Consider the following 24,912-nt stretch of genomic DNA (forward strand, 5'->3'; position numbering starts at 1 on the left):
TTTCCATCCCCAAGTTTACGCCTACACCATTAGAAAGTGATATGCTCATAGTAGGATCGGTAGCTACAAAGCTGTACCAAACATCTTGTAAAGCAGTTGAAAAACACGAAGTTGTTGTTCCTATATTTCCCGAACCACTAAAACTTCCTGTAGTTGTTACACAATTAGTAGTTGGAGTCAAACTTATTGCACCAGAACACAAATCATTTACTGGGGTTGGATAATTTTGAACACAAATTGTAAAATTGGTAGTCAATAAACTTGATTCAGCATGAAATACTCTAACAAAATACGTTTGCCCTACAGTAAAAGTATTGTTTTGATAAAACTCACTAACAGAACTAGTAGAACTATTATCACATACAAAACTAGTTCCAGAACAAGAACCAGTAATAATTTCCATCCCTAAGTTTACGCCTACACCATTAGAAAGTGATATGCTCATAGTAGGATCGGTAGCTACAAAGCTGTACCAAACATCTTGTAAAGCAGTTGAAAAACACGAAGTTGTTGTTCCCATATTTCCCGAACCACTAAAACTTCCTATTGTAGTTACACAATTAGTGGTTGGAGTCAAACTTATTGCACTAGAACATAAATCGTTTTGTGAAAAACAAAAACAAAAATTAAAAAAAATTAAAAAATAGAGGTAGTTTTTTATCATAAAAATATTTTTTTTCAAAAATAATAAAATCTTTAATTCAAAAAATAGGTTAAAAATTTAAATTATGTTAAAAATTTGACTTAAAAAAAAGTGTATTCGCAAAAATTAATAATTATTCTCTATTTAAAGGTAAATACAATTTTAAAATCAATAATTTAGTAACAAATTTATTTTATCAATGAACATAAAAATAACAGGTTCTGGAAGTTATATTCCAACAGAAATAGTAACCAATAAAGACTTTTCAAATCATGTTTTCTTGAACGAAGATGGAACGCCGTTTCCACTTCCAAATGAAGTTATTACAGAAAAATTTTACGGAATTACTGGAATTGAAGAACGTCGTTATGCTTCTGATGATTTATTGACATCTGATATCGCTTTTATTGCAGCAAAAAAAGCAATTGAAGACTCAAAAATTGATCCTGAAACTCTAGACTACATCATATTTGCTCACAATTTTGGAAACCAGAAAAAAGGAGCTATTCAAGCAGACTTACTTCCAAGTTTGGCAACTCGTGTAAAGCACGACTTACGTATAAAAAATCCAAAATGTGTTGCTTACGATATGTTGTTTGGCTGTCCAGGTTGGGTAGAAGGTGTTATTCAAGCAACTGCATTTATCAAAGCCGGAATGGCAAAAAAATGTTTGGTTATCGGTGCTGAAACATTATCAAGAGTTACCGATCCGCATGATAGAGATTCAATGATTTATTCTGATGGTGCTGGTGCAACAATTATTGAAGCGGTTGATGGTGAAGCAGAAGGAATTCTAGCTCATGAATCGGCTACTTATGCTTATGATGAAGCCAATTATTTATTCTTTGGAAATTCATTTAATAAAGACCACGACCCGGATGTTCGTTACATAAAAATGCATGGTAGAAAGATTTATGAATTTGCCTTAAGCAATGTTCCAAAAGCCATGAAGGAATGTTTAGACAAAACGGGAATCGACATCAATCAAGTGAAAAAAATATTGATTCATCAAGCTAATGAAAAAATGGATGAAGCCATTATTCAACGTTTTTACAAATTATACGGACAAACACCACCTGAAGGAATTATGCCAATGAGCATTCATAAATTAGGAAATTCAAGTGTTGCAACTGTTCCAACTTTATACGATTCTTTGATTAAAGGAAAAATTGAAAATCAAGAGATTCATAAAGGTGATGTAATTCTATTTGCATCGGTTGGCGCTGGAATGAATATCAATGCGATTGTTTATAGAATGTAAAAGAAAGTACGAAATAAGAAATACAAAGTACGAAGTAAAAATTAGTACATTTGCATCTTTAATTTTCAATGTTCATGTACGAAAAAACATTTCCCAATAAACGCTTTAAGCATACTTTAGAATTTTTACAAAAGCACGTAAATACTTCTGAAACCATATTTGATTTAGGTGTTCCCAATCCTTTTTCTAAAATCATGGAAGAGAATGGTTATATTGTAAAAAACACCAAAGGTGAAGATTTAGACAACGACCAAACGGCTTTACAGAACGAAACTTATACTGTTTTTACTGCTTTTGAAATTTTCGAACATTTACTAAATCCTTACACTGTTTTACAAAATGTAAAATGTGATAAATTGCTGATTTCCATTCCATTACGTTTATGGTTTTCTCCTGCATACCGAAGCAAAACTGATATGTGGGACAGACATTACCACGAATTTGAAGATTGGCAACTAGATTGGCTTTTAGAAAAAACAGGTTGGAAAATTACTGCAAGAGAAAAATTCACACATCCAGTTAAGAAACTTGGATTCCGACCTTTGTTACGATATTTTACTCCTAGATATTATATTGTTTTTGCTGAAAGAGTGAAAAGTAATTAGTAAATAGTGATTATCTAATGAAGTATTACATCGTCATTCCATCACACAACGAAGAAGCCTTAATTTCTTTGACACTTCAATCTTTGGTTGAACAAACTGTTTTACCTACAAAAATTGTGGTGGTGAATGATAATTCTACTGACAATACAGAGGCGATTGTAAATTCATTTGTCTCAAAATATTCTTTTATATCTTTAGTTAATAAGACTTCTGATGCTATTCATTTGCCAGGAAGTAAAGTCATTCAAGCGTTTCAAAAAGGATTAGAAACTTTGGATGAAAACTATGATTTTATTGTAAAAGCAGATGCCGATTTAATTTTTCCGAACAATTATTTTGAAACCATAATTAAACATTTCCATTCAGATGAACGAATTGGAATGGCTGGAGGTTTTTGTTACATAGAAAAAAATGGCGAATGGATTTTGGAAAATCTTACTGATAAAGACCATATTCGCGGAGCATTAAAAGCTTATCGAAAAGAAACTTTCAAACAAATTGGCGGATTAAAACCTGAAATGGGATGGGATACTGTCGATGAGTTACTTTGTAAATTCTACAATTGGAAAGTGGTTACCGATGAAAGTTTACATGTAAAACACCTAAAACCAACAGGTGCCAACTACAACAAAACAGCTCGTTACAAACAAGGTGAAGCCTTTTATTCCTTAGGTTACGGATTTTGGATTACTACTATAGCTTCCTTGAAACTGGCGATGATGAAGAAAAAACCACTCCTTTTTATAGACTACATAAAAGGTTTTTGGAAGGCAAAATCTTCAAAAAAACCACTTTTAGTTACTGACGAACAAGCTAAATTTATTCGTAATTACAGACTTCAGAAGATGAAAGAGAAACTATTTTAAGTTAAAATCTCACAACTCATAACTTAAAACTCATAACTTCTCACTATTTTTGACCATATTTTAAAACTATGATGTTAATTCGTTATTTAACGCAAATAGGTAGGTATTTTTTAATGCTGAAAGAAGTCTTCAACAAACCCACAAAATGGTCGGTTATGAGAGGGTTAATTTTCAAAGAAATTGACGATTTAGTAATTGATTCCCTTGGGATTGTTGCTTTTATTTCCTTTTTCGTTGGAGGTGTTGTTTCTATTCAAACGGCATTAAACTTAACTAATCCTTTGATTCCAAAATATCTTATTGGTTTTGCCACAAGACAATCGGTAATTTTAGAGTTTGCTCCTACTTTTATTTCCATCATCATGGCTGGAAAAATGGGTTCGTTTATCACATCAAGTATAGGAACAATGCGTGTTACTGAGCAGATTGATGCTTTGGAAGTAATGGGTGTAAATTCATTAAATTATCTAGTTTTCCCTAAAATAATCGCGCTTTTATTGTATCCATTTGTGATTGGAATAGCAATGTTTCTTGGTGTTCTTGGCGGTTGGATGGCTGGAGTTTATGGTGGTTTTACAGCAAGTAATGAGTTTATACAAGGAATTCAAACCGAATTTATTCCATTTCATATCACTTATGCCTTTATAAAAACAGTTGTTTTTGCTATGATTCTAGCTACAATTCCTTCTTTTCATGGTTATTATATGAAAGGTGGAGCGTTAGAAGTTGGTAAAGCAAGTACCGTTTCATTTGTTTGGACATCTGTAGTAATCATCTTGGTGAATTATATTTTAACTCAATTACTTTTAACCAATTAACCGATGATAGAAGTAAAGAACGTAGAAAAATCTTTTGGAGAATCTAAAGTTTTGAAAGGAATTTCGGCAACTTTTGATGCTGGTAAAACTAATTTAATTATTGGCCAGAGTGGTTCTGGTAAAACTGTTTTATTAAAATCATTATTAGGAATTTTTACTCCTGATGTTGGTACGATTTCTTTTGATGGAAGAATTTATTCTGAACTATCTGCGGATGAAAAACGTGCCTTGAGAACAGAAATTGGAATGGTTTTTCAAGGAAGTGCTTTGTTTGACAGCATGACGGTTGAAGAGAACATTGGTTTCCCATTGAAAATGTTTACTACTAAATCTCCGGAAGAAATTAGAGAACGAGTAAACACTGTAATTGATAGAGTTAATTTAGTTAATGCCAACCATAAAAAACCATCTGAAATTTCAGGTGGAATGCAAAAACGAGTAGCTATTGCAAGAGCTATTGTAAACAATCCAAGATATCTTTTTTGTGACGAACCCAATTCAGGATTAGATCCAAAAACAGCTATTGTAATTGACAATTTGATTCATGAAATTACTGTTGAGTACAACATAACAACGGTTGTAAATACTCACGACATGAACTCCGTTATGGAGATTGGAGACAAAATCATTTTTCTTAAAAATGGAATTCTTGCATGGGAAGGTTCCAAAAAAGACATCTTCAAAACTGATAATGAAGCTATAGTTGATTTCGTTTATTCTTCAAACTTGTTTAAAAAAATTAGAAAAGCACAGAATAAAGAAGAATAGTTTAGTACTCTCTTACCAAATAAACCCAACCTGTTTTTGGTTCGCTATTTTCAAAATTAATCAAATAATAATAAGTTCCGTCTGGCAATAATTTGTCACTATTCTTTTGTTGTCCATGCCATTGGTCAATATAATTTTCTTGTTCATATACAACCATCCCATAGCGATTAAAAATCTTTAATTCGCGAATTCCTGTAAATCCTGATAAATCAAAAGAGTCATTAAGACCATCATCGTTTGGAGATATCCCATTTGGTATTGTACACATGGTACTTAAAACTTCCACTGATTGAAACGTGCTACATCCATCGATATTTGTAACAACAACTGAATAAATTCCTTTTGGTTTATTTGAAATTTGAATTGGATTTATTGTACTAGTAAAACCATCTGGACCTGACCACAAGAAAGTATCTGAGCTTGAAAATGTTCCATTAGCAGGTATTGCAGTAATTGTGAAATTATTATTAATACAATTAGCTTCAATAGTAAATTGAGGAATAGGTTTTACCAAAATTGTTTTAGTTGTTGAAGAGGTACAACCATTTAAATTAGCTGTAACCGTATAATTTCCAGATAAAATTGTGGTGCTATCGTTAAAAACCAAATTCTGTGTAGTAGCCGTAAAACCATTAGGTCCAGTCCATTGATAAGTTGCATTTGGAATGGTTTCTGTAAAAAACTGAATATCATCACCACTACAATAATTAGAATCAACATCTACAATTGGATCCATCGGAATAGGATTAAAAGTAATTGATATAAAAGATTCATCTATAGCATTACAAAATCCTGAAACCGTATATTTAAAATTGTAAACTCCATAAGGTATTCCAAGTGGTAACCAGTTATTTCCTGATAACATACCGCTATTTGTAATTTCTTGCCAAACACCTCCTGTGTCGTAAGTTCCATTCAATAATGTAAATAAGTTAACTGAATTTGATGTTCCGCAAAGTACCAAATTTCCATCTAAACCAGCGTTGGGAATTGTACTCAAAGGAATTGTATAGGATAAAATTCTATCAACATAAGATCCTGGAATTGTTGAATAAATTCTAACATAATAAGTTCCTGCATCTGTAACTCCATTAAATGGATTGAATGTTAAAACATTTGTAGTACTTAAAATAGTAGTCGTATTTGTTCCTTTCCACCATTGATAATTTAAAAAAGAAAATGCCTGAACTGACAACTCACCTGATTGACCTTGACATAAATTGCTAGCTGTTATTGAAGGTTCTGGCAAAGTCGTTATATCAAATAGTCGATTAACAATATTACCACAAGTATCTTGAACTTGAAAATTATAAATTCCAGGTTGTAATCCAGAAAAAATATTTGAAGTACCATTATTTACTACAAAAGGCAAACCGTCTTTTGAAGTTATTCTATAGGTTAATGGCGGAATTCCATTGGCAATAATAATCACCTCATTACTATTATTACAAGGAAAAGTATAAGCAGAGGTAATTTTCAAACCTCCGTTAAATTCAAATTCTCTAATAACTTCAATACAATTTAGAAGCGTAGAAACACCATTAGAAAATATTTCATGTGTTTTTATTATTCTAAATGTACCCAAAGAGGCAATATTATAGTTTACTGTTAAATTAGAAAGTGAATATGAGTTTAAAACTGTTGGTAATGTACCATTTATATAAGTTGTTCCTGTTATTGGATGCTCCCATTGATTTGAAATAGGATTCCACTTTTGCAACCAATAAAAATGAGTACTTAGTTCATTTACAATATATTGCATACCTAAATTAAATGCACCGCAACTTCCTTCAACTAATATTTCATCTTGAATAACTTGGTAACCAGAAACTTCTATTGTTGTAACAATTTCTACATTACAAATATCTTTTGTGTAAAAAGTATAAGTCCCAATTGGTAATGAATTCATATAAAACCATCCATTTGAAGCAATATTAAAACTTACATCATAAGGCAATGTTTGAGTAAAAGTTGATGGTGCTGAATTAATAATTACCGTTTGCAAACCTCCATTATAACTTGCTAAAGTTAAAGAACCAACATCACCACCACAACCTTTCAAAAAAGAAACTGCTAAAGGTGTCTGAGATATTACTACAGAAACAATAGTCGTTTCAACATAAGTATTACCGCAACTATCAACTACTGAAAAAGTATAACTACCAACAGGCAAATTACCCAAAGTTAAAGAAACATTATTGGGTTGAGAAATATATTGAGATATGTCATGTGGTAAGCTATTTCCATAAGCAATTGGAGCATCTGTTACTAAGACTGTCACTAGTTCTGGCCCAGGAGTTGACATTTCTACATTTATATAACCATTAAATAAGTTACAGCCTGGATAAGCATTTCCTATTACTGATAATGTTGGTGGTATATATGGAGGCACTTCTACGTCAAAAGAAAAGGTGGCACCACAAATATTAGTCCCTGTAAAAGTATAAATACCTGAAAAATTTAGAGACATATTAAAAAGTCCTCCTGTAGGATTTGTATATGCTACAAAAGGCAATGATAAATTTGCCTGTACAGGAGCAGCAGTAATAATTACTGATGTTACTGGAGGGCTTACATTAGGAATATTGATTATACTTGTTGGACTACAATCATCAAATGGCATCAATTGAAAATCAGGAATACCATCTAATAAAGTTATTTGACTTTGAGCAACATGACCACAAGAGTCAGTAACTTCAATAATATAATTACCTAATGGCATTTCTTCATTAATTGTAGGATTATAAGAAGTTTCCCCAATAAATGGTCCAGGATGATTTGGATTAAATATAGTTGGATTAAAACCCTGAGGTGATGATATAAAATTAACCGTATAAGGTGGCACAAAATTACATAAGTTCAATTCTATACCTCTTTGACAAGAGCTTGGGCTAGGTTGTGTCAAACCTAGCGTTAATGTTTTATTAATCACACCATTGTATGTGGCAATGTTATTACACGTATCTGTAACAACAATATTGTAAGAATAGCTTTGATTATAGTAAAATGGAATATTTAAATTTACTTCAGTAACATTTACTGCACCAGTTGCAATTACTTGATTAAAACTAATTGGAGCACCACTTGGAGGTTGAACAGTAAACACAACATTTAATGGATAAGAAATTGTTGTGTTTAAAAGAGCTTGAATTAAAAAACTACCATCAATTGTATTACAATTTGTAAGTTGACAAACTGTTGAAAATGGAGAAATAGTTAAATTTGAATTTATTGAAGAAGACAATGTGTATGTTTGTACAACTCCATCTCCACAAACATCATTCACTCTAATGTTATAAACCCCAGAAATCAAATTAGTAAATATATTTGAGCTTTGTGGGCTTACAATTATTGGTCCAGAAATAATTTCATATGTTGATGGATTTCCATTTGTTACATTAACTGTTATACCACCATTATTTTGACAAGTCTGAGGTTGACCACTTAAATCAAAAGCTATCGATTCTATTAAATTATTAATTTCAATGCCTTGTTGTACAGAATTACTTAAAGCCCCTAAAGATTGTAACGCATTGACACTATAATTACCAGCATTTAAGCCAGTTAAAGAATTACTTTGAGTTACAGCAATCGGAGTAGTTACATTTGGCAACAAATAAATTGAATAAATAATTGTTGCACCAGGTGATGTATTTTGAACATTAAAACTCAAAGAGCCATTTCCTGTACAAGTCTCATCTGTTTTTGTTACAACCAAACTAAAACTTGACAATTGTGCAAATGAAAATTGGAAAAAAAATACAAGAAAGAAAATTAGATGTAATTGATTTATAGTTCTTGTGCCTTTCATAAATTGTATTTTTACATTAGATGTATAAATTTACAAAAGGTTACGCTATTTTTTATAAAATTACTTACAAATTATTTGCTAAGCCTGTTATACGTTTAATATCTTGCTCTTTAGACTTTGGATAAATCATTAAAACACCTTCTTTATCAACGATGATATAATCGTGCAAACCATCTACAACTATAATCTTATTGGCATCGGAACGAATTATATTGTTTGAAGCATTTTCTAAAATAACTTTGGCATTAATAACTCCATTATTATTTTCATCCTTATCAATTTTTTCATGCAATTGTCCCCAAGTTCCTAGGTCATTCCAATCGAAAGTTGCTGGTAAAACATATACATTTTTAGCATTTTCCATTACGGCATAATCAATTGAAACATTTTCTGCAGAAGCATAATTTTGATTGATAAAGTCTTTTTCAGATGATGTATTATAACTTTCATTTCCTTTCAAAAACAAAGCACTCATTTGTGGTTGAAATTTTTCAAAAGCTGAAGTTATTGATTTCGCACTCCAAATGAAAATTCCGCCATTCCAAAGAAAATTTGCAGCCTCTAAAAACGATTTTGCAGTTTCATAATCAGGTTTTTCTCTAAATTGATTTACTTTTTTTATGGGATTTTCATCAGATTTATCAAATTCAATATAACCAAAACCTGTATTTGGAAATGTTGGCTGAATTCCTAAAGTCATTAAAGCATCTTCTTTTTCACAAAAATCAAAACACTGTTTCAAATTATTTGTAAATTCATCTTCATCTTCAATCCAATGATCGCTAGGTGCTACAACCATAACCGCATCAGGATTCAACTTTTGAATTTTTAATGATGCATATAAAATACATGGTGCTGTATTTCGCATTGCTGGTTCTAACAAAACTTGCTCTTGCTTAACCATTGGCAATTGTTCTAATACTAAATCATTGTACAATTCATTAGTCAATATAAAAATATTTTCTGCCGGAATTAATTTTGATAAACGACTGAAAGTTTTCTGAATTAAAGTATGACCAGAACCCAACATATCGTGAAATTGTTTAGGAAATTCTGTTGTAGAAACCGGCCAAAATCGTGAACCAACGCCACCGGCCATTAATATTGCGTAATAATTTTTGTTCATAGTTATTTAGAAGCACAAAGCGACTTCGTTTTTTTTAATTAGTGCTACAAATATATTTATTAAAATATGAAATAAAGTTAAAGTCATCATAGAATACGCTTTTCTTTCTTCGAAATGAAGTTATCTATAGATGAAAATCAACCAGGAATTATTTCAACCTCAGCGTTGGCGTTAAACAAAAAAGTTCTTCCTGTGTTTACTTCAATACATTCATATCGTTTAACTCGAAGTCCTTTTTTTTGAAAAATTCTTCCATTTTTTATTCTGAACAAACTACCACTTGGTACTTCATGAATGTAATGGACATCTGGCTTTCTTTCGTCAAATTGTTTTAAAGCGAAAGCCAATTTGGCATCAGTATCACTACTAGCAGTTGGATTTCTAAAATGATTAGCTACCAAAGGCAAAACCGAATGCGGAAAAATCTCTGGTCTTATAAAAGGAACCATCAATCTTTGAAAAGTCATCTTCCACTCTACTCCATGAGGCAAAATCTTCCTTCCGTATTTTTCAAAAGCTACTAAATGGGAAATTTCGTGAACAAGCGTTATCAAAAATCGGTATTTATTCAAATTGGCATTTACAGTAATTTCATGTTTTCCAGAAAGTCCTTTTCGATAATCACCATGGCGCGTTTGTCGCTCATTAACGATTTTTAAATGCACCGAATTAGCTTTGATTAATTCAAAACACAATTCTACAGCATGCTCAGGAAGGTATTTAGATAGGACTTCGCTCATTGTTACAAATTTATTTATTTTTGTTAGAAATGCCATACATTTATGAAATGATTGATGCAATTAAAAAATATTATGACAATTTAGCTCCAACATACGATAGCAATCGATTTGAAAATTCGTATGGAAAATATATTGACCAACAAGAACGTATTTTTTTAAAGGCAATTCTGGAGAAAAACTCATTTAAAAACACATTAGATTTAGGTTGTGGAACTGGAAGATTCTTAGAATTTGCGGATCACGGAGTTGATATTAGTCCGAAAATGATTGAAATTGCACAATCTAAATTTCCAGAAGTAGTAATTAAGGAAGGTTCTGTTTCTAATATTCCTTATCCCGAAAATTATTTTGATTTGATTTATTCTCTTCATGTAATTATGCATTTAGATATTAAAATAACGGAAGAATTTTTAGCTGAATCGCACAAAAAACTAAATTTAAACGGCAAACTAATTTTTGATTTTCCATCTAAAAAAAGACGAAAATTGATAAACTATAAATCAACAAATTGGCATGCAGCTAATGATTTTTCTATTGCAGAAATTCAAAAAATGACGGAAAATAATTGGAAATTTAAAACCTACAAAGGAATCCTTTTCTTTCCGATTCATAGATTCCCAACTTGGATAAGACCTTTTTTTGGTAAGATTGACAATTTCCTTTGCAACTCATTTTTAAAAGAGTATGCTTCTTATATAATCGTTGAATTAGAAAAAAAATGAAATTAAAATCTATTATTCCGAAGCATCTAAAACTACAATTTCGTTTGGTTAAACGTTTTTTATCTGACATTACTATTGATTTTGCTAAAGCTAATAATGAAAAAACATCTCTTTTAAATTCAATTTCTACCATTCAAGAAATTAAACAAGGAGCATTTTATGACAATAAAGTTCACAACTTAAAAGTTGCTTCAAGCAAAGTGGAAACAATAATTATCAATCCGAATGAAATTTTTTCTTTCTGGAAAGTTATTGGTTCACCATTAGAAAAAAACGAATTCAAAACTGGAAGAAATATTATAAAAGGTAAAGTTTCAGAAGAAATTGGTGGCGGATTATGTCAGCTTTCGAGTATCATTTATTTTGCCGCTTTGAAAGGTAATTTAGAAATAATAGAACGTTACAATCACTCGGTAGATATTTATAAAGAAGATGAACGCTTTACACCATTAGGTTCAGATGCAACTGTGGTTTATGGATACAAAGATTTGAGAATCAAAAACAACTACAACTTTCCTATCCAATTTTCACTTTCATTTGAAGAAAACAAAATCATTTGCAAACTAAAAAGTGAAGAAGAAATTGAAGAATCCAACTTAGATTTCACAAGAAACTATAAAGAAAATCATATTGAAGTTGTAACAACAATTAATTCAAAACAACATTGTGTTTCAACTTATAAATTTATGGAGTTGAACTAGAAACCTGCAACACTTTTCCATTATAAAATTTATTTCCTGTCAAAGCAAAATTGAAAATATAATCGGACATTTCTTTTGGTGAAATTGGTGCTTCATAACCCGGAAATGCTTCTTGCAACATTTCGGTATTGACAGCTCCAAGTGCTAAAACATTGAAAGCAATTCCTTGTTCTTTGTATTCTTCTGCCAATAATTCTGAAAGTGTAATTACAGCGCCTTTACTTGAAGAATAAGCCGCTAATCCAGGAAATTTCATACTTCCTTGAATTCCGCCCATTGAACTTACTGATACCACATGACTCCCTTTTGGCATATATGGTAAACAAGTTCTTGTTAAGTTTGCAACACCAAAAACATTTACTTTGTAAACACTTTCAAAATCTTGTTGTGTCAGTTGTGAAAAAGGTTTATTGATTAAACTTCCAGCATTATTAATTAGAATGTCTACTATTTTCCAAGTGGAAGAAATAAATTTATCAATTTCTTGCATCTCATCTTCAACCGAAATATCAATGGAAAGGCAAGTTATATTTTGGTTTCCGATTAATTCTTGTGGTATTTTTCTAGAGATGGCTAAGACTTGATGTCCAGCATTTGCAAATTGTAATGCCAGTTCATATCCAATTCCGCGAGAAGTTCCTGTAATAATAATGTTTTTACTCACAATTTAAAATTGTTTTTTGGTGTTCGTGACTCGAGCTTGAAAAGCGAACAGATGAAATAATCTTCGATTTCATTTGTTTCTTTACTTGATGGTAAAGATAAAAAAACTATTTAGAATACTTTTTATAAAACTTAAATCCTTGTACTAATCCCAAAATTATAAATACTAACGGAATTATTACTTTCATTAAATATTTTGCTAAAAAATCAGTTTGGTTTGTTACATAATCTAAAGATAAAATCAAAACCAACATTCCAGAAAAGGTTCCAAAAATGGTTCCAAAAACATAGAAATATTTTCTTGATTTGGATACTTCAATATAATTTCCATTTAAAAGATACAAATTCCAACTTGTCCAAAACGGAATTTGAATGAAGTTTAAACAACTTAGAATTACTCCAACAACAAACGGAGAATAATCGACATATTTTTCTAAAACTGTTTGAGAGGATGCATCTTTTGATGCACTTGAATAGAATATATAAGCCAATAAAAACATGAAAATAATTGAAAATGCTTCAATAAATTTAATCAGTTTTTTATTTTCAATTAACTTATTTGCAAACAATAATGTAAAATAAATTACGAAAAACTCAATTGAAATAACACCAAGTAAATAGAAAATGGTTTCGTTTAATCCGAAACTTTTATAAACTTCATAACCAACAATATTCAAATAACCAAGCGGAATTGAGCCAATAAAACTGACTAAAAATCCTACGAATATGTTTTTTAGAATTTGCATTAAAAATTTACAATCTTATTACTTTGTTCCAGATGCAATCTATATTCTTTCATTCCATCCTTATGATTCAAATAAGGAAATCCTCTTTTATGATTTTGAACACTTATTTTATACATATAAGTGATATGACGAGCCAATTCTTTCCAAGCAAAAAACAAAGAATGTTTTGGGTCATAAATATGTGTTGGTTCACTTCCTGCTCCATTTATTTCAACAATTGCAAAGTTTTTTCCTTGCTCTAAATCCATCCATGAATCATACATAATATCTAATCTTCCAAAATAAAATTCAGAAATTTCTTGACACATTGCATCGATAGTTTGATTTAATTTATCTGTAATCAAATTACTCGCATCAATAAATTTTGCACCACGAGCATGATTTCCATAAGGCACAAGATTTAGTTTTTTACCTTTTTCTAAAACCTCATTAAATTGAGTTGCGAAATCTTTCTTAATATTTTCAATTTGTAATTCATAACGTGGATTAGCTCTTATCAATTGTTCCATTGTTGCTTTTCCATCACCTTCAATAATTACATATTCTTTGGATACAATTCCAGTTACTTTTCCTTTTGTTTGATTTGGAAAACGAACATAAAAAATACCAACTTCATTAGCATACGGAATCAAATCTTGGATTAAATAATCAAAATTTGCATTAGAATTGTAAGTTCTCAATTCTTCCAAATTATGAATTTTTTTCACTGCCGAACCTCGCAAACCAATATCAGGCTTTGCAATAAATGGAAATTGAATTGAGGAATTTTGAAAAACTGAAATTACTTTTTCAAAATCATTGTTTTCTAAAATCAGTTCGGTTTTTGGGTAATACTTCTGTGGAATTAAATCATAAATTTCCTTTTTACTTTCTGCCATAAATCCGCCATTCTTTATCTTTGGATTACTGGCATTAAAAAAGAAGATTGTTCGCGCTTTTATAGCATAAAAAGCCCACAAAAAATAAATAGGAATATAGACAATTTGAAACGGCCAATATTCCCAACGAAAAAGTTTATGAAAAAAAAGTTTCAACTTATTGTATTGTAATTGAATTAGTAAATTCCTCCTGATTTTGTAAATCGTGGTACGAAAGTACAACTTTATTTTCTTGAATTATAGTCTGAGTAATACTCAAGGTTTTCATTTCGTTATTTCTGTTGATAATCAATCCGTTCTCAGAATCATCATTTTTTGCATAACGATGAAATTGAAAAAGTTTTTCAGAAGAGACTTCGTTAGAAACTATAAAATTTTGAAATAATTCTGCTCTATGCTCTCGAATTTCTTTTGGATATAAAGTTGACGAAGACCAAATATGACTTTGATTTACATCTAAATTTATAGTAGATTTTTCGACTTCATTCCAACGTAATTGGTATAGTTTTTTGTCTTGAAACAATACAATTGTGAAGGGTTCAATACCAAATAAATCAATGGTATTCCATTCCTCAATGGGTGAATCTGAACTTATTAAATCAAGAACAATTAATCCGCGACTTTTTCTGTAAGATGGTTTTAATTGATGTTTTTCATCGGCACCATTTAGCAGTACTAAAACAGTTCCGTTTTCTGCTACAGCATACCAAGTCCCACCAGCTTTTTGGTCTTTTGGGAAGTAGATATTTTTGTAATTTACAGTATATTTTTGAGGTTCAATAGCACTTGGACGAGCTACTTTTTCATCACGATTGTGTGTTAAAATTGCTTTTCCGTTAGAAAAAACAAAACTTACTGTGCACATTGATTTCTATATTCAATTGTAGAACGAGCCACTCCAAAATTTGAATCAATTGTTATTGAATCATTTTGCAAAACGGCTACTTTTATTAAAGCTTGATGATGAATACAATGTTCTAAATTATATAGCAATTCACGATTGTAATTACTTTCTATTTCTAAAGTTTCGCCGTCAATAACTTGATGCAAAAGCAAATTTTTATTTGGCTTTTCAAGATTACTTTTTATGGTTTCAATAGCAGATTTTGCAGTTTCAGTACATGTTTGAATAGCATAATCTCTTTTTCTACTATCATAATTTACAACACCACTTTCATATTGATTTTCTAAACATTGAAAAAGCTCAATTATATGACGTGTATGCTCGCCAATTGTTGCATTACTCAATCCGTGACATTGACAAGTGTAATCATCAGTTGATAATTGAGACAACAAGTCACTTAACTCGTTTAATGTATTTTGAATAGAAGGAATTAACATATGTATAGAATCTTTTTAATATTTACGTTTTAAAATACAATCAAGTTTTCTAGATTTTGAATTTTAATAAATCTAATAATTTATTCTTTTGATTGTACATTAATTGTAAACAACAAAGAAACGTAATTATTACCAAATTAAAAAGTGTTCTGATATCGTTTTAACATTTAAAAAAAACATATAAAAATTAAATATAAAAACCCTTTAAGAAAAATACTTAAAGGGTTTAAAAATATAGTAAATTGAAGATTAAACTAATCCTCTAGAAATTACAATACGTTGAATTTCAGAAGTTCCTTCATAAATTTGAGTGATTTTAGAATCACGCATCATTCGTTCTACATGGTACTCGGCTACATAACCATTTCCACCGTGAATTTGAACTGCTTCATTAGCAACTTCTAAAGCAATTTCAGAAGCATATAATTTTGCCATAGCTCCAGAATGCGCAATGTCTTTACCTTCGTCTTTTTCGCAAGCGGCTTTCATTACTAATAATTTAGCTGCAGTAACTTTCACATACATATCAGCTAATTTGAAAGCAATAGCTTGGTGATTGAAAATTTCTTTTCCAAAAGCTTTTCTTTCTTTAGAATATTTCAAAGCAATTTCATAAGCTCCAGTTGCAATTCCTAAGGCTTGCGATGCAATCCCGATTCTTCCTCCGTTTAAAACATTCATAGCAAAAGCAAATCCGAATCCATCAGCACCAATTCTATTTTCTTTTGGAACTTTTACATCGTTGAATAATAAGGAATGTGTATCACTTCCGCGAATTCCCATTTTTTTCTCTTTCGGTCCGATATCAAAACCTTCCCATCCTTTTTCTACAATAAATGCATTGATTCCTTTGTGACCTTTTTCAACATCAGTTTGGGCAATTACTAAATAAGTTGAAGCAGTTGAACCGTTTGTAATCCAGTTTTTTGTACCGTTTAGCAAATAGTAATCACCTTTATCAATTGCAGTTGTTTTTTGAGATGTAGCATCACTTCCAGCTTCTGGTTCTGACAAACAAAAAGCACCAATAACTTCACCTTTAGCAAGAGGAACTAAATATTTCATTTTTTGTTCTTCGTTGCAATATTTTTCCATACCAGCACAAACTAATGAGTTATTTACCGACATGATAACAGCTGCCGAAGCGTCAACTTTAGCAATTTCAGTCATTGCTAAAACATAGGAAACGCTATCTAAACCTGAACCACCATATTTTGGATCAACCATCATTCCCATAAAACCTAAATCTGCCATCATTTTGACCTGCTCTGTTGGAAATTTAGAATGTTCGTCTCTTTCAATTACTCCAGGTAGTAGTTCGGCTTGAGCAAAATCTCTCGCAGCTTGCTGAATCATCAAATGCTCTTCGGTAAGATTAAAATCCATATTTTTGTATTAGTTTATTTAGTAAATCGATAATTTTAGTGTCCAAAAATAGCACATTTTCATCAATTTCTAAAACGTTTTCGTAATTTTAGCCAATGTTTAAAGAAACTTACAAAATTATAGGAGTTATGTCGGGCACTTCGCTTGACGGAATCGATTTAGCACACATCAATTTTACCATAAAAGACAACAAATGGCGTTATCAAATTTTGGAATCTGAAACCATTTCGTATTCTCATGATTGGTTAAACAAATTGAAAGTAGCCGTAAGTTTTTCCGAAGAAAATTTAATTGAATTAAATGAAGATTACACCGAACTTTTAGGAAACATCATTAAATCATTTATCGACAAACATCAATTAAAAAATATTGATGCCGTTTGTTCTCATGGACATACTATTTTACACCAACCACAAAATGGTTTTACACTTCAAATTGGAAATCTTCCAAAAATTGCTGAGATAATTCAAGAAAAAGTTGTTTGTGATTTCCGAGTTCAAGACGTTCAACTTGGTGGTCAAGGTGCGCCTTTAGTGCCAATTGGTGATAGAATTTTATTTTCAGAATATGATTATTGTTTGAATTTGGGCGGATTTTCTAATGTATCTTTTGAAGATAATTCAAAACGTATTGCTTTTGATATTTCGCCTGTTAATACAGTTCTGAATTTTTACTCTAATAAATTAGGATTAAATTACGACGATAAAGGAAAAATTGCTCGTTCAGGAAAAGTAAATCTAGAACTATTGAATGAACTAAACGCTTTAGAATATTATAAAAAACAATTTCCAAAATCACTCGGATTTGAATTTGTAAAAGAAATTGTGTTACCATTAATTGAAAAATATTCGATTTCAATTGAAGATAAAATGCACACTTTTACCGAACATATTGCTTTGCAAACTTCATTAGCATTACCAAATAAAACTGGAAAAATATTAATAACTGGTGGCGGAGCTTACAATGATTTTTTAATTGAACGAATGCAATTACACCTACCAAATATCCAAATCATAATTCCTGATAACAAAACATTAGAATTTAAAGAAGCACTAATTTTTGCACTTTTAGGCGTTTTGAAATTACGAAATGAAATCAATGTTTTGAGTAGCGTTACTGGAGCTAAGATGGATCATAGTTCGGGAGTGATTTTCTAAAATAGTATCATTTTATAAAAATCTAATAATTTTAAAAAAACTATATTTGCAACACAAACAAATTAACTAACTAAAACCTGCGTCTGAAACAAATTCAGATTAAATACAATGAAAGATTTACTTAAAAAATTCGAAAATAAACAACCCGAAATAATATTCAATTGGAAAGATAGCGAAACCGAAGCCGAAGGTTGGACCGTAATAAACTCACTTCGTGGCGGTGCAGCTGGTGGTGGAACTCGTATGAGAAAAGGATTAGATATGAACGAAGTTCTGTCATTAGCAAAAACAATGGAAGTGAAATTTTCTGTTTCTGGTCCGGCAATTGGTGGTGCAAAATCTGGAATCAATTTTGACCCAAATGACCCACGCAAAAAAGGCGTTTTACAACGTTGGTACAAAGCAGTTTCGCCTTTATTGAAAAGTTATTACGGAACCGGTGGTGACTTGAATGTTGACGAAATTCACGAAGTAATTCCATATACAGAAGAATGCGGTGTTTGGCATCCGCAAGAAGGTGTTTTTAACGGACATTTCAAACCAACCGAAGCTGATAAAATCAATAGAATTGGACAATTGCGTCAAGGCGTTATCAAAGTAATTGAAAACCCAAAATTCTCACCTGACGTATTAAGAAAATACACCGTTGCCGATATGATTACTGGATATGGTGTTGCAGAAGCAGTTCGCCATTACTATAACACTTATGGCGGTGATTTTAAAGATAAAAAAGCTATCGTTCAAGGATTTGGAAATGTAGGTTCGGCAGCAGCATTTTATCTTGCTGAAATGGGTGTAAAAGTTATCGGAATTATTGATCGCGATGGAGGAATAATCAACGAAAACGGATTCTCATTTGAAGAAATCAGACGATTATTTTTGAATAAAGATGGCAACAAATTGGTTGCAGAAAATATGATTCCATTTGAAGAAATCAATCAAAAAATATGGACTATTGGAGCGGATATTTTTGCTCCTTGCGCAGCTTCAAGATTAGTAACAAAAGACCAATTGGATAATTTAATTAGCTCTGGTTTAGAAGTGATTTCTTGTGGTGCGAATGTACCATTTGCAGATAAAGAAATTTTCTTTGGATCAATTATGGAAGAAACGGATAGCAAAGTGAGTTTGATTCCTGACTTTATTTCCAATTGTGGAATGGCGAGAGTTTTTGCTTATTTCATGGAGAAAAAAGTTCAAATGACTGATGAAGCTGTTTTTTATGACATTTCTGAAACAATCAAAAAAGCCATTGAAAGAGCACACGATTTGAATTCAGATAAAAAAAATATAAGTGCAACTGCATTTGAAATTGCATTAAAACAATTAGTATAAGTGAAAACCACTAGGTTATTCAAATCCTTTTTTGAGAGTGAAAAAGCTGGCGGATTAGTTTTATTAATCTGTACTGTTATTTCTCTTGTCATAGCAAATTCTTCATTTTCTGAAGATTACATTGCAATGTGGCATTACCAAATTGGCAGTCACAGTGCCGAACATTGGATAAATGATGGTTTGATGACGATTTTCTTTTTATTAATCGGATTAGAATTAGAACGTGAAGTTTACATTGGAGAGTTATCCAAAATAAAAGACGCCATTTTACCTATTTCAGGTGCTTTAGGCGGAATGTTGATTCCTGCTTTAATTTATTTTGCCTTCAATGTTGGAACACCTACAGAACACGGAATCGGAATTCCAATGGCAACAGATATTGCTTTTGCAATTGGAATTTTATCATTATTGGGAAACAGAGTCCCAGTTTCATTAAAAATTTTTCTAACTGCTCTTGCTGTAATTGATGATTTAGGTGCCATAATTTTAATTGCACTTTTTTATACCAAAACCATTTACTTTACCAATCTAATTATCTCTCTTTCTATTTTTGGAGTTCTTCTGATTATGAATCGATTGAAAGTAAATAACTTGATTTTATATCTTGTTGGAGGAATTTTTATGTGGTATTTTATGTTAAATTCTGGAGTTCACGCTACAATCACTGGAGTTTTATTAGCCTTTGCGCTTCCTTTTGGAAATGGAAGTTCTAAAACTATTTCGTCGCAATTACAACATTGGTTGCATCATCCTGTAGCTTTTATCGTTATTCCAATTTTTGCATTGTGTAATACAGCCATTGTGATTAGCAAGGATTGGATTCACAATTTTTCTGAATCCTATTCATTAGGCATTATTTTTGGATTGGTACTTGGGAAACCTATAGGAATTTTTCTTTTCACTTATTTATCTGTAAAATTAAAATTTACCCATTTACCAGAAGATTTAAATTGGAAGAAAATTATAGGTGTTGGATTCCTTGGTGGAATTGGTTTTACAATGTCCATTTTTGTTACACTTTTAGCATTTGAAGACAATCAAATAATTACTAATTCGAAGTTTATGATATTGATTGGCTCATTAATTTCAGGTATAATTGGGTTTATTTGGCTAAAGAAAAGTTTATCAAATGTTAATCCCTTGCAAGAAGAATAACAATTTTTAGTATATTTCGACGTTAAAACATATAAAACAGTACTAATGAGTTTAGATTCTACACCTGCTGACAAAAGAAAATCGCTTATAATCGCGACACTTATCTATGCTGTATTGCTATTGATTATGTTTTTCATACGCTTTTGGCCTCCATCAGATGCTGAACTTGCTCTATTAGCTGGCGGCGGTGGCGGTGGCGGAGTTACAGTTAACTTTGGCGACACCGACTTTGGCTCTGGCGCAGACTTTCAAAGTAAAGAATTAGATGTTAAAGAAGTTTCAAAAAACAATGAAGCACAACCAACTCCTGATGAAGACATAATTTCTGAAGATACCAATGCAGATAAAACGGATGCTGTAATTCCGAAAGCAAAACCGGTAAAAAACCCAAAACCAATTGTAAAACCTGAAATTAAGAAACCTGTTGAAGTAAAAAAACCAGTTAAAAAAGTTGATGATGCTTTGGCTAATATCTTAAAAGGAAATAAAAAAGGAGGTGATGGAAATAGTGGAACTTCTGGTAATCAAGGACGTGCTAATGGTGATATAAACTCTTCAGGATATTCGGGAACTGGTGGTTCTGGCGGAGGAACAGGTGGAGGAAACGGAACTGGCAATGGAACAGGAACAGGACCTGGAAGCGGTTCTGGAAGTGGTGGCGGAAACGGAAGTGGTAATGGTTTAGGAAATGGTTCTGGATATGCTTTAAATGGTAGAAAAGCTTTAAGCAAGCCTCAACCTGCTTATAATTGTAATGAAGAAGGAATTGTTGTTGTACAAATCACAGTTGACAAAAATGGAAACGTAATTGAAGCTAAACCTGGAGCAAGAGGAACAACCAATGCCGCAAGTTGTTTAGCAAGTCAAGCTAGAATTGCAGCAATGAACACCAAATGGAGCGCAAGTCCTGATGGAACTGAAAAACAAGTAGGAACTATAAAATATAATTTCAGTTTGAAAGATTAACAAATATTCAATTCAATGGCTTTATAGCCCTGATTGTAGAGAAAATAAAAAATGCTTCCATTGTTTGGAAGCATTTTTTATTGTAATGAAAAGCAGGAAAATGGATTACAGATAAATCCCGAACCATTCGCTCCTATTTAGAATTATTTGTTGCAATTACAAACTTCAATTTGTTCTTTACGCCTATTTGTAATACATCAACTAAATCTTGCACTTGCAGATTAAATGGAATTCTAACCACAACTGTCTGGTCTTTAGCATCACCCATTTGAGCTAATAATGAAGCTTCAAGTTGATCAAAAGCTACTTCTTGCTTATCGAGATAAAAACGTTTGTCTTCGGTTACTGATAAGCTTATAAGTTGCTTGTTTGTTTTTTCACTTGTTTTTGATTTTGGCAACGTCATTTTTATCACATTAGGATTTGCCAATGTGGAAATGATTAAGAAAAACAATAACAAGAAAAACATAATGTCGCTCAAAGATGATGTAGCGACTTCTGCATGAAATCTTTTATTTCGTTTTACCATTTGGACGTTGAATTATGTTAACAAAATCAAGTACTTGTTTTTGAATTGCTAAGGTAAAACTATCAATTCTACCATTATATAAGTGATAAGCTGAATAAGCAATAATACCAACAACTAATCCTGCTCCTGAACTAATCATTTTTTCATACAAACCACCTGAGATATTTCCGATACTAATATCTTCCGTTTGAGAAATACTGTAGAAAATTTTAATAACTCCAGAAATAGTTCCAATAAAACCAAATGTTGGAGCTATACCTGCAATAAGTCCCAATTGACCAAGTTTCTTTTCCATTTCACCAACTTCAATATTTGCTGCACGCTCCATATTTGATTCAATTTCTGAAATTGGTCTTCCAATTGTTAGAATACCTTCTCTAAGGACATAACCTGATGCAGTATTGCTTCTGTCGGCAACCGAAACTGCCATATCAATATTTCCTGCATTCAAATTATCACGAATATCACGAATTAAATTTGGATCAATCACTGCACGTTTATGGATATATAAATAACGCTCGATAATTATATAAAAAGTATAAAAAAGTAAAAGAGCAATTGGAATAAGAAAAAAACCTCCTTTTAAAATAAATCCTAAAACGGAAATTTCAGTTGTATTTACAGCGCCTTCAATTACTGCTCCTGTAGCTTGAGCGATAGTATCATTTTGGACTTGAAGAAAAAAATTAATCATATAAATTAGATTTTTGATTTAGTTGTTAAAAATAATCTCAAATTTGCACTAAAGATAAATTCTAATACAATATTAAACTACAAAATTGGGAAAATATTTTGTTTTAAGATTATTTTATTAAAAAGAAATGAACTATCAAGAAACCATAAATTGGATATTTAGCCAACTACCTATGTATCAAACACAAGGCGCGTCGGCATATAAAAAAGATTTAACTAATACTATATTGCTTTCAAAACACTTAAATCATCCTGAAAGAGATTTAAAATGTATTCATGTTGCAGGAACTAATGGTAAAGGCTCTACTTCACACCTACTAGCATCCGTTTTACAAGAAGCAGGCTATAAAGTTGGACTTTATACATCACCACATTTAAAGGATTATAGAGAACGAATTAAGATAAACGGCAAAGAAATTTCAGAGAAATTTGTATGTGAATTTATATCAAAAAATAAATCTTTCTTTGAAGAAAACCAATTAAGTTTCTTCGAAATGACCGTTGGACTAGCCTTTGAATATTTCAAAAAAGAAAAAACGGATATCAATATAATTGAAGTTGGTATGGGTGGAAGATTAGATTCAACCAATATAATAAATCCATTAATTTCAGTCATTACAAATATTGGTTTAGATCACACACAATTTCTAGGAAACACATTAGAAGCTATTGCATTTGAAAAAGCTGGAATAATTAAAAATAATATTCCTATAGTAATAGGTGAATATACTAAAGAAACAAAAAATGTTTTTTTAAATAAAGCTAAAGAAACCAATTCTGAAATTTTCTTCGCATCAGATTTAATTGAAAAAACTTATCCTTCAGAATTATTAGGTGATTATCAAACTAATAATAAAAAAACTGTTCTTCAAACCATTAAAGTTTTACAAAGTCAAAATGAATTTAAAGTATCCGAAGAAAACATCAAGAATGGATTTCAAAAAGTAATAAAAAACACCGGATTGCAAGGAAGATGGCAACAATTAAAGGAAAATCCAAAAGTAATATGTGATACAGCTCATAATTCACATGGATTAAAAATAGTTATAAATCAAATGAAAAATGAAAAATTCGAACAATTACATATTGTATTAGGAGTAGTAAATGACAAAGATTTAAATGAAATTTTGCCTTTATTCCCTAAAAATGCAAAATATTATTTCTGCAAACCAAATATTCCAAGAGGATTAAATGCAGAAATTTTACAAAAAAAAGCCTCGGATTTCCAATTAAACGGAAAAGTATATAATTCTATTTCAAACGCTTATCAAGAAGCATTGAAATCATCTACTAAAAAAGACTTTATATACATAGGCGGAAGTACTTTTGTAGTAGCAGAAGTTTTATAAAAAATGTTTGCAGATTTAAAAATAAGCTTTATATTTGCACCCTGATTAAGAGAAATCATAATCATGATAAAAGGGCGATTAGCTCAGCTGGTTCAGAGCACCTCGTTTACACCGAGGGGGTCGGGGGTTCGAACCCCTCATCGCCCACCACTTTTATCACATTTACTGATAATACAAAAAGCATTATCGGGCGATTAGCTCAGCTGGTTCAGAGCACCTCGTTTACACCGAGGGGGTCGGGGGTTCGAACCCCTCATCGCCCACAAAAAAAGACAAATTCATTTTTTTGAATTTGTCTTTTTTTTTGTCCTTCTCTAAAAGCAATTAATTTATTAATCCATTATCAAATCTCTTATATTAAATAAAAAAACTCCTCATTTTTGAGGAGTTTTTTGTTTTTTAATTATGTTGTCTTTTTTATCTTTTTAATGAGAAATGGGCTTTAAATTGTTTCATCGCGCCAGCTTCAGGATAGCCAACTGTAAACCAGTAATCCGTTGATGGCATTAGGTTTCCGTTGTATGTTCCATCCCATCCTTTGCTTGCTGGACTGATTTGTTTAATCAATTTTCCTTGGCGGTCAAATATATAAATTTTTGCGTTTATTTCTTTATCCAAACCAACAATATTCCAATAGTCGTTAATTCCGTCAC

Annotated in this window: 25 protein-coding genes and 2 tRNA genes; 14 read left to right on the top strand and 13 right to left on the bottom strand. The window is 31.2% G+C overall.

Going from position 1 to position 24,912, the window contains the following annotated elements; all coding sequences use genetic code 11:
* Positions 1-577: hypothetical protein (locus ACIQ06_RS14470; protein WP_396147540.1), on the bottom strand; the 577-nt coding region annotated here is incomplete at its 3' end.
* Positions 578-842: 265 nt separating this feature from the next.
* Here ACIQ06_RS14470 and ACIQ06_RS14475 point away from each other — a divergent pair.
* The 5 genes from ACIQ06_RS14475 (at position 843) to ACIQ06_RS14495 (ending at position 4,961) form a co-directional block, all read left to right on the top strand.
* Positions 843-1,904, top strand: a complete 1,062-nt coding sequence (locus ACIQ06_RS14475; RefSeq protein WP_396147542.1) for a 3-oxoacyl-ACP synthase III family protein — start codon at positions 843-845, stop codon at positions 1,902-1,904.
* Positions 1,905-1,978: 74 nt separating this feature from the next.
* Positions 1,979-2,509, top strand: coding sequence for a methyltransferase (locus ACIQ06_RS14480; RefSeq protein ID WP_396147544.1), 531 nt, complete (start codon positions 1,979-1,981; stop codon positions 2,507-2,509).
* A 17-nt stretch (positions 2,510-2,526) separates the two neighbouring features.
* Positions 2,527-3,375: a glycosyltransferase gene (locus ACIQ06_RS14485; protein ID WP_396147546.1), complete on the top strand. Its 849-nt coding sequence runs from the start codon at positions 2,527-2,529 to the stop codon at positions 3,373-3,375.
* Between the two features lie 68 nt (positions 3,376-3,443).
* The gene (locus ACIQ06_RS14490) at positions 3,444-4,193 is read left to right on the top strand and encodes an ABC transporter permease (RefSeq protein WP_344816912.1); all 750 of its coding nucleotides are present in this window, start codon (positions 3,444-3,446) and stop codon (positions 4,191-4,193) included.
* Between the two features lie 3 nt (positions 4,194-4,196).
* Entirely contained in the window at positions 4,197-4,961 is a 765-nt protein-coding gene (locus tag ACIQ06_RS14495) for an ABC transporter ATP-binding protein (protein ID WP_298308861.1), read from the top strand.
* Between the two features lies 1 nt (position 4,962).
* Here the strand turns inward: ACIQ06_RS14495 and ACIQ06_RS14500 are convergent, their stop codons facing one another.
* From ACIQ06_RS14500 to ACIQ06_RS14510, 3 genes are all read right to left on the bottom strand, one after another.
* Entirely contained in the window at positions 4,963-8,772 is a 3,810-nt protein-coding gene (locus ACIQ06_RS14500) for a gliding motility-associated C-terminal domain-containing protein (protein WP_396147549.1), read from the bottom strand.
* A 64-nt stretch (positions 8,773-8,836) separates the two neighbouring features.
* Entirely contained in the window at positions 8,837-9,898 is a 1,062-nt protein-coding gene (locus tag ACIQ06_RS14505) for a mannose-1-phosphate guanylyltransferase (protein ID WP_396147551.1), read from the bottom strand.
* 137 nt (positions 9,899-10,035) lie between these two features.
* The gene (locus tag ACIQ06_RS14510) at positions 10,036-10,638 is read right to left on the bottom strand and encodes a SprT-like domain-containing protein (protein WP_396147553.1); all 603 of its coding nucleotides are present in this window, start codon (positions 10,636-10,638) and stop codon (positions 10,036-10,038) included.
* 29 nt (positions 10,639-10,667) lie between these two features.
* Between ACIQ06_RS14510 and ACIQ06_RS14515 the strand changes: the two genes are divergently transcribed.
* Together ACIQ06_RS14515 and ACIQ06_RS14520 are read left to right on the top strand one after the other, a co-directional pair.
* A complete protein-coding gene (locus tag ACIQ06_RS14515) occupies positions 10,668-11,360 on the top strand; it encodes a class I SAM-dependent DNA methyltransferase (RefSeq protein ID WP_396147555.1) in 693 nt (230 codons plus the stop codon).
* The gene (locus tag ACIQ06_RS14520) at positions 11,357-12,061 is read left to right on the top strand and encodes a VanW family protein (protein WP_396147557.1); all 705 of its coding nucleotides are present in this window, start codon (positions 11,357-11,359) and stop codon (positions 12,059-12,061) included. Before ACIQ06_RS14515 ends, ACIQ06_RS14520 begins: the two co-directional genes overlap by 4 nt.
* On the opposite strand, the gene ACIQ06_RS14525 is transcribed toward ACIQ06_RS14520, so the two are convergent.
* From ACIQ06_RS14525 to ACIQ06_RS14550, 6 genes are all read right to left on the bottom strand, one after another.
* Complete coding sequence (locus ACIQ06_RS14525; RefSeq protein ID WP_396147584.1) at positions 12,045-12,728, bottom strand: SDR family NAD(P)-dependent oxidoreductase; 684 nt, start codon at positions 12,726-12,728, stop codon at positions 12,045-12,047. The genes ACIQ06_RS14520 and ACIQ06_RS14525 overlap by 17 nt on opposite strands.
* Before the next feature lie 103 nt (positions 12,729-12,831).
* A complete protein-coding gene (locus ACIQ06_RS14530; protein ID WP_396147558.1) occupies positions 12,832-13,470 on the bottom strand; it encodes a hypothetical protein in 639 nt (212 codons plus the stop codon).
* A complete protein-coding gene (locus ACIQ06_RS14535; RefSeq protein WP_396147560.1) occupies positions 13,470-14,348 on the bottom strand; it encodes a D-alanine--D-alanine ligase in 879 nt (292 codons plus the stop codon). Before ACIQ06_RS14535 ends, ACIQ06_RS14530 begins: the two co-directional genes overlap by 1 nt.
* Positions 14,349-14,505: 157 nt before the next feature.
* On the bottom strand, positions 14,506-15,213 hold the full coding sequence (locus ACIQ06_RS14540) for an NRDE family protein (RefSeq protein WP_396147562.1): 708 nt from the start codon (positions 15,211-15,213) through the stop codon (positions 14,506-14,508).
* Positions 15,201-15,689, bottom strand: a complete 489-nt coding sequence (locus tag ACIQ06_RS14545) for a DinB family protein (RefSeq protein WP_396147564.1) — start codon at positions 15,687-15,689, stop codon at positions 15,201-15,203. The genes ACIQ06_RS14540 and ACIQ06_RS14545 overlap by 13 nt, the downstream gene beginning before the upstream one ends.
* Before the next feature lie 249 nt (positions 15,690-15,938).
* A complete protein-coding gene (locus ACIQ06_RS14550) occupies positions 15,939-17,075 on the bottom strand; it encodes an acyl-CoA dehydrogenase family protein (protein WP_396147566.1) in 1,137 nt (378 codons plus the stop codon).
* A 95-nt stretch (positions 17,076-17,170) separates the two neighbouring features.
* Between ACIQ06_RS14550 and ACIQ06_RS14555 the strand changes: the two genes are divergently transcribed.
* The 4 genes from ACIQ06_RS14555 (at position 17,171) to ACIQ06_RS14570 (ending at position 21,688) form a co-directional block, all read left to right on the top strand.
* Positions 17,171-18,232, top strand: coding sequence for an anhydro-N-acetylmuramic acid kinase (locus ACIQ06_RS14555; RefSeq protein ID WP_396147568.1), 1,062 nt, complete (start codon positions 17,171-17,173; stop codon positions 18,230-18,232).
* 108 nt (positions 18,233-18,340) lie between these two features.
* Positions 18,341-19,567, top strand: coding sequence for a Glu/Leu/Phe/Val dehydrogenase dimerization domain-containing protein (locus ACIQ06_RS14560; RefSeq protein WP_396147570.1), 1,227 nt, complete (start codon positions 18,341-18,343; stop codon positions 19,565-19,567).
* Complete coding sequence (nhaA, locus tag ACIQ06_RS14565; protein WP_396147572.1) at positions 19,568-20,722, top strand: Na+/H+ antiporter NhaA; 1,155 nt, start codon at positions 19,568-19,570, stop codon at positions 20,720-20,722. It begins immediately after the preceding gene.
* Between the two features lie 45 nt (positions 20,723-20,767).
* Positions 20,768-21,688: an energy transducer TonB gene (locus tag ACIQ06_RS14570; protein ID WP_396147574.1), complete on the top strand. Its 921-nt coding sequence runs from the start codon at positions 20,768-20,770 to the stop codon at positions 21,686-21,688.
* Positions 21,689-21,821: 133 nt separating this feature from the next.
* Here ACIQ06_RS14570 and ACIQ06_RS14575 read toward each other — a convergent pair whose 3' ends face one another.
* Positions 21,822-22,217, bottom strand: coding sequence for a biopolymer transporter ExbD (locus ACIQ06_RS14575; protein ID WP_298119651.1), 396 nt, complete (start codon positions 22,215-22,217; stop codon positions 21,822-21,824).
* On the bottom strand, positions 22,201-22,911 hold the full coding sequence (locus ACIQ06_RS14580; protein WP_396147576.1) for a MotA/TolQ/ExbB proton channel family protein: 711 nt from the start codon (positions 22,909-22,911) through the stop codon (positions 22,201-22,203). Before ACIQ06_RS14580 ends, ACIQ06_RS14575 begins: the two co-directional genes overlap by 17 nt.
* Before the next feature lie 127 nt (positions 22,912-23,038).
* On the opposite strand from ACIQ06_RS14580, the gene ACIQ06_RS14585 reads away from it, so the two are divergent.
* The 3 genes from ACIQ06_RS14585 (at position 23,039) to ACIQ06_RS14595 (ending at position 24,522) form a co-directional block, all read left to right on the top strand.
* Entirely contained in the window at positions 23,039-24,259 is a 1,221-nt protein-coding gene (locus ACIQ06_RS14585; RefSeq protein WP_396147578.1) for a bifunctional folylpolyglutamate synthase/dihydrofolate synthase, read from the top strand.
* A gap of 72 nt (positions 24,260-24,331) precedes the next feature.
* Positions 24,332-24,409: transfer RNA gene (locus tag ACIQ06_RS14590), tRNA-Val, on the top strand.
* Positions 24,410-24,447: 38 nt separating this feature from the next.
* Positions 24,448-24,522, top strand: a tRNA-Val gene (locus tag ACIQ06_RS14595).
* Between the two features lie 154 nt (positions 24,523-24,676).
* Here ACIQ06_RS14595 and ACIQ06_RS14600 read toward each other — a convergent pair.
* A partial coding sequence (locus ACIQ06_RS14600) for a T9SS type B sorting domain-containing protein (protein ID WP_396147580.1) occupies positions 24,677-24,912 on the bottom strand: 236 nt, incomplete at its 5' end.

Origin of the sequence: Flavobacterium sp. (genome assembly GCF_044341265.1) — a bacterium.
Classification (GTDB): Bacteria; Bacteroidota; Bacteroidia; order Flavobacteriales; family Flavobacteriaceae; genus Flavobacterium.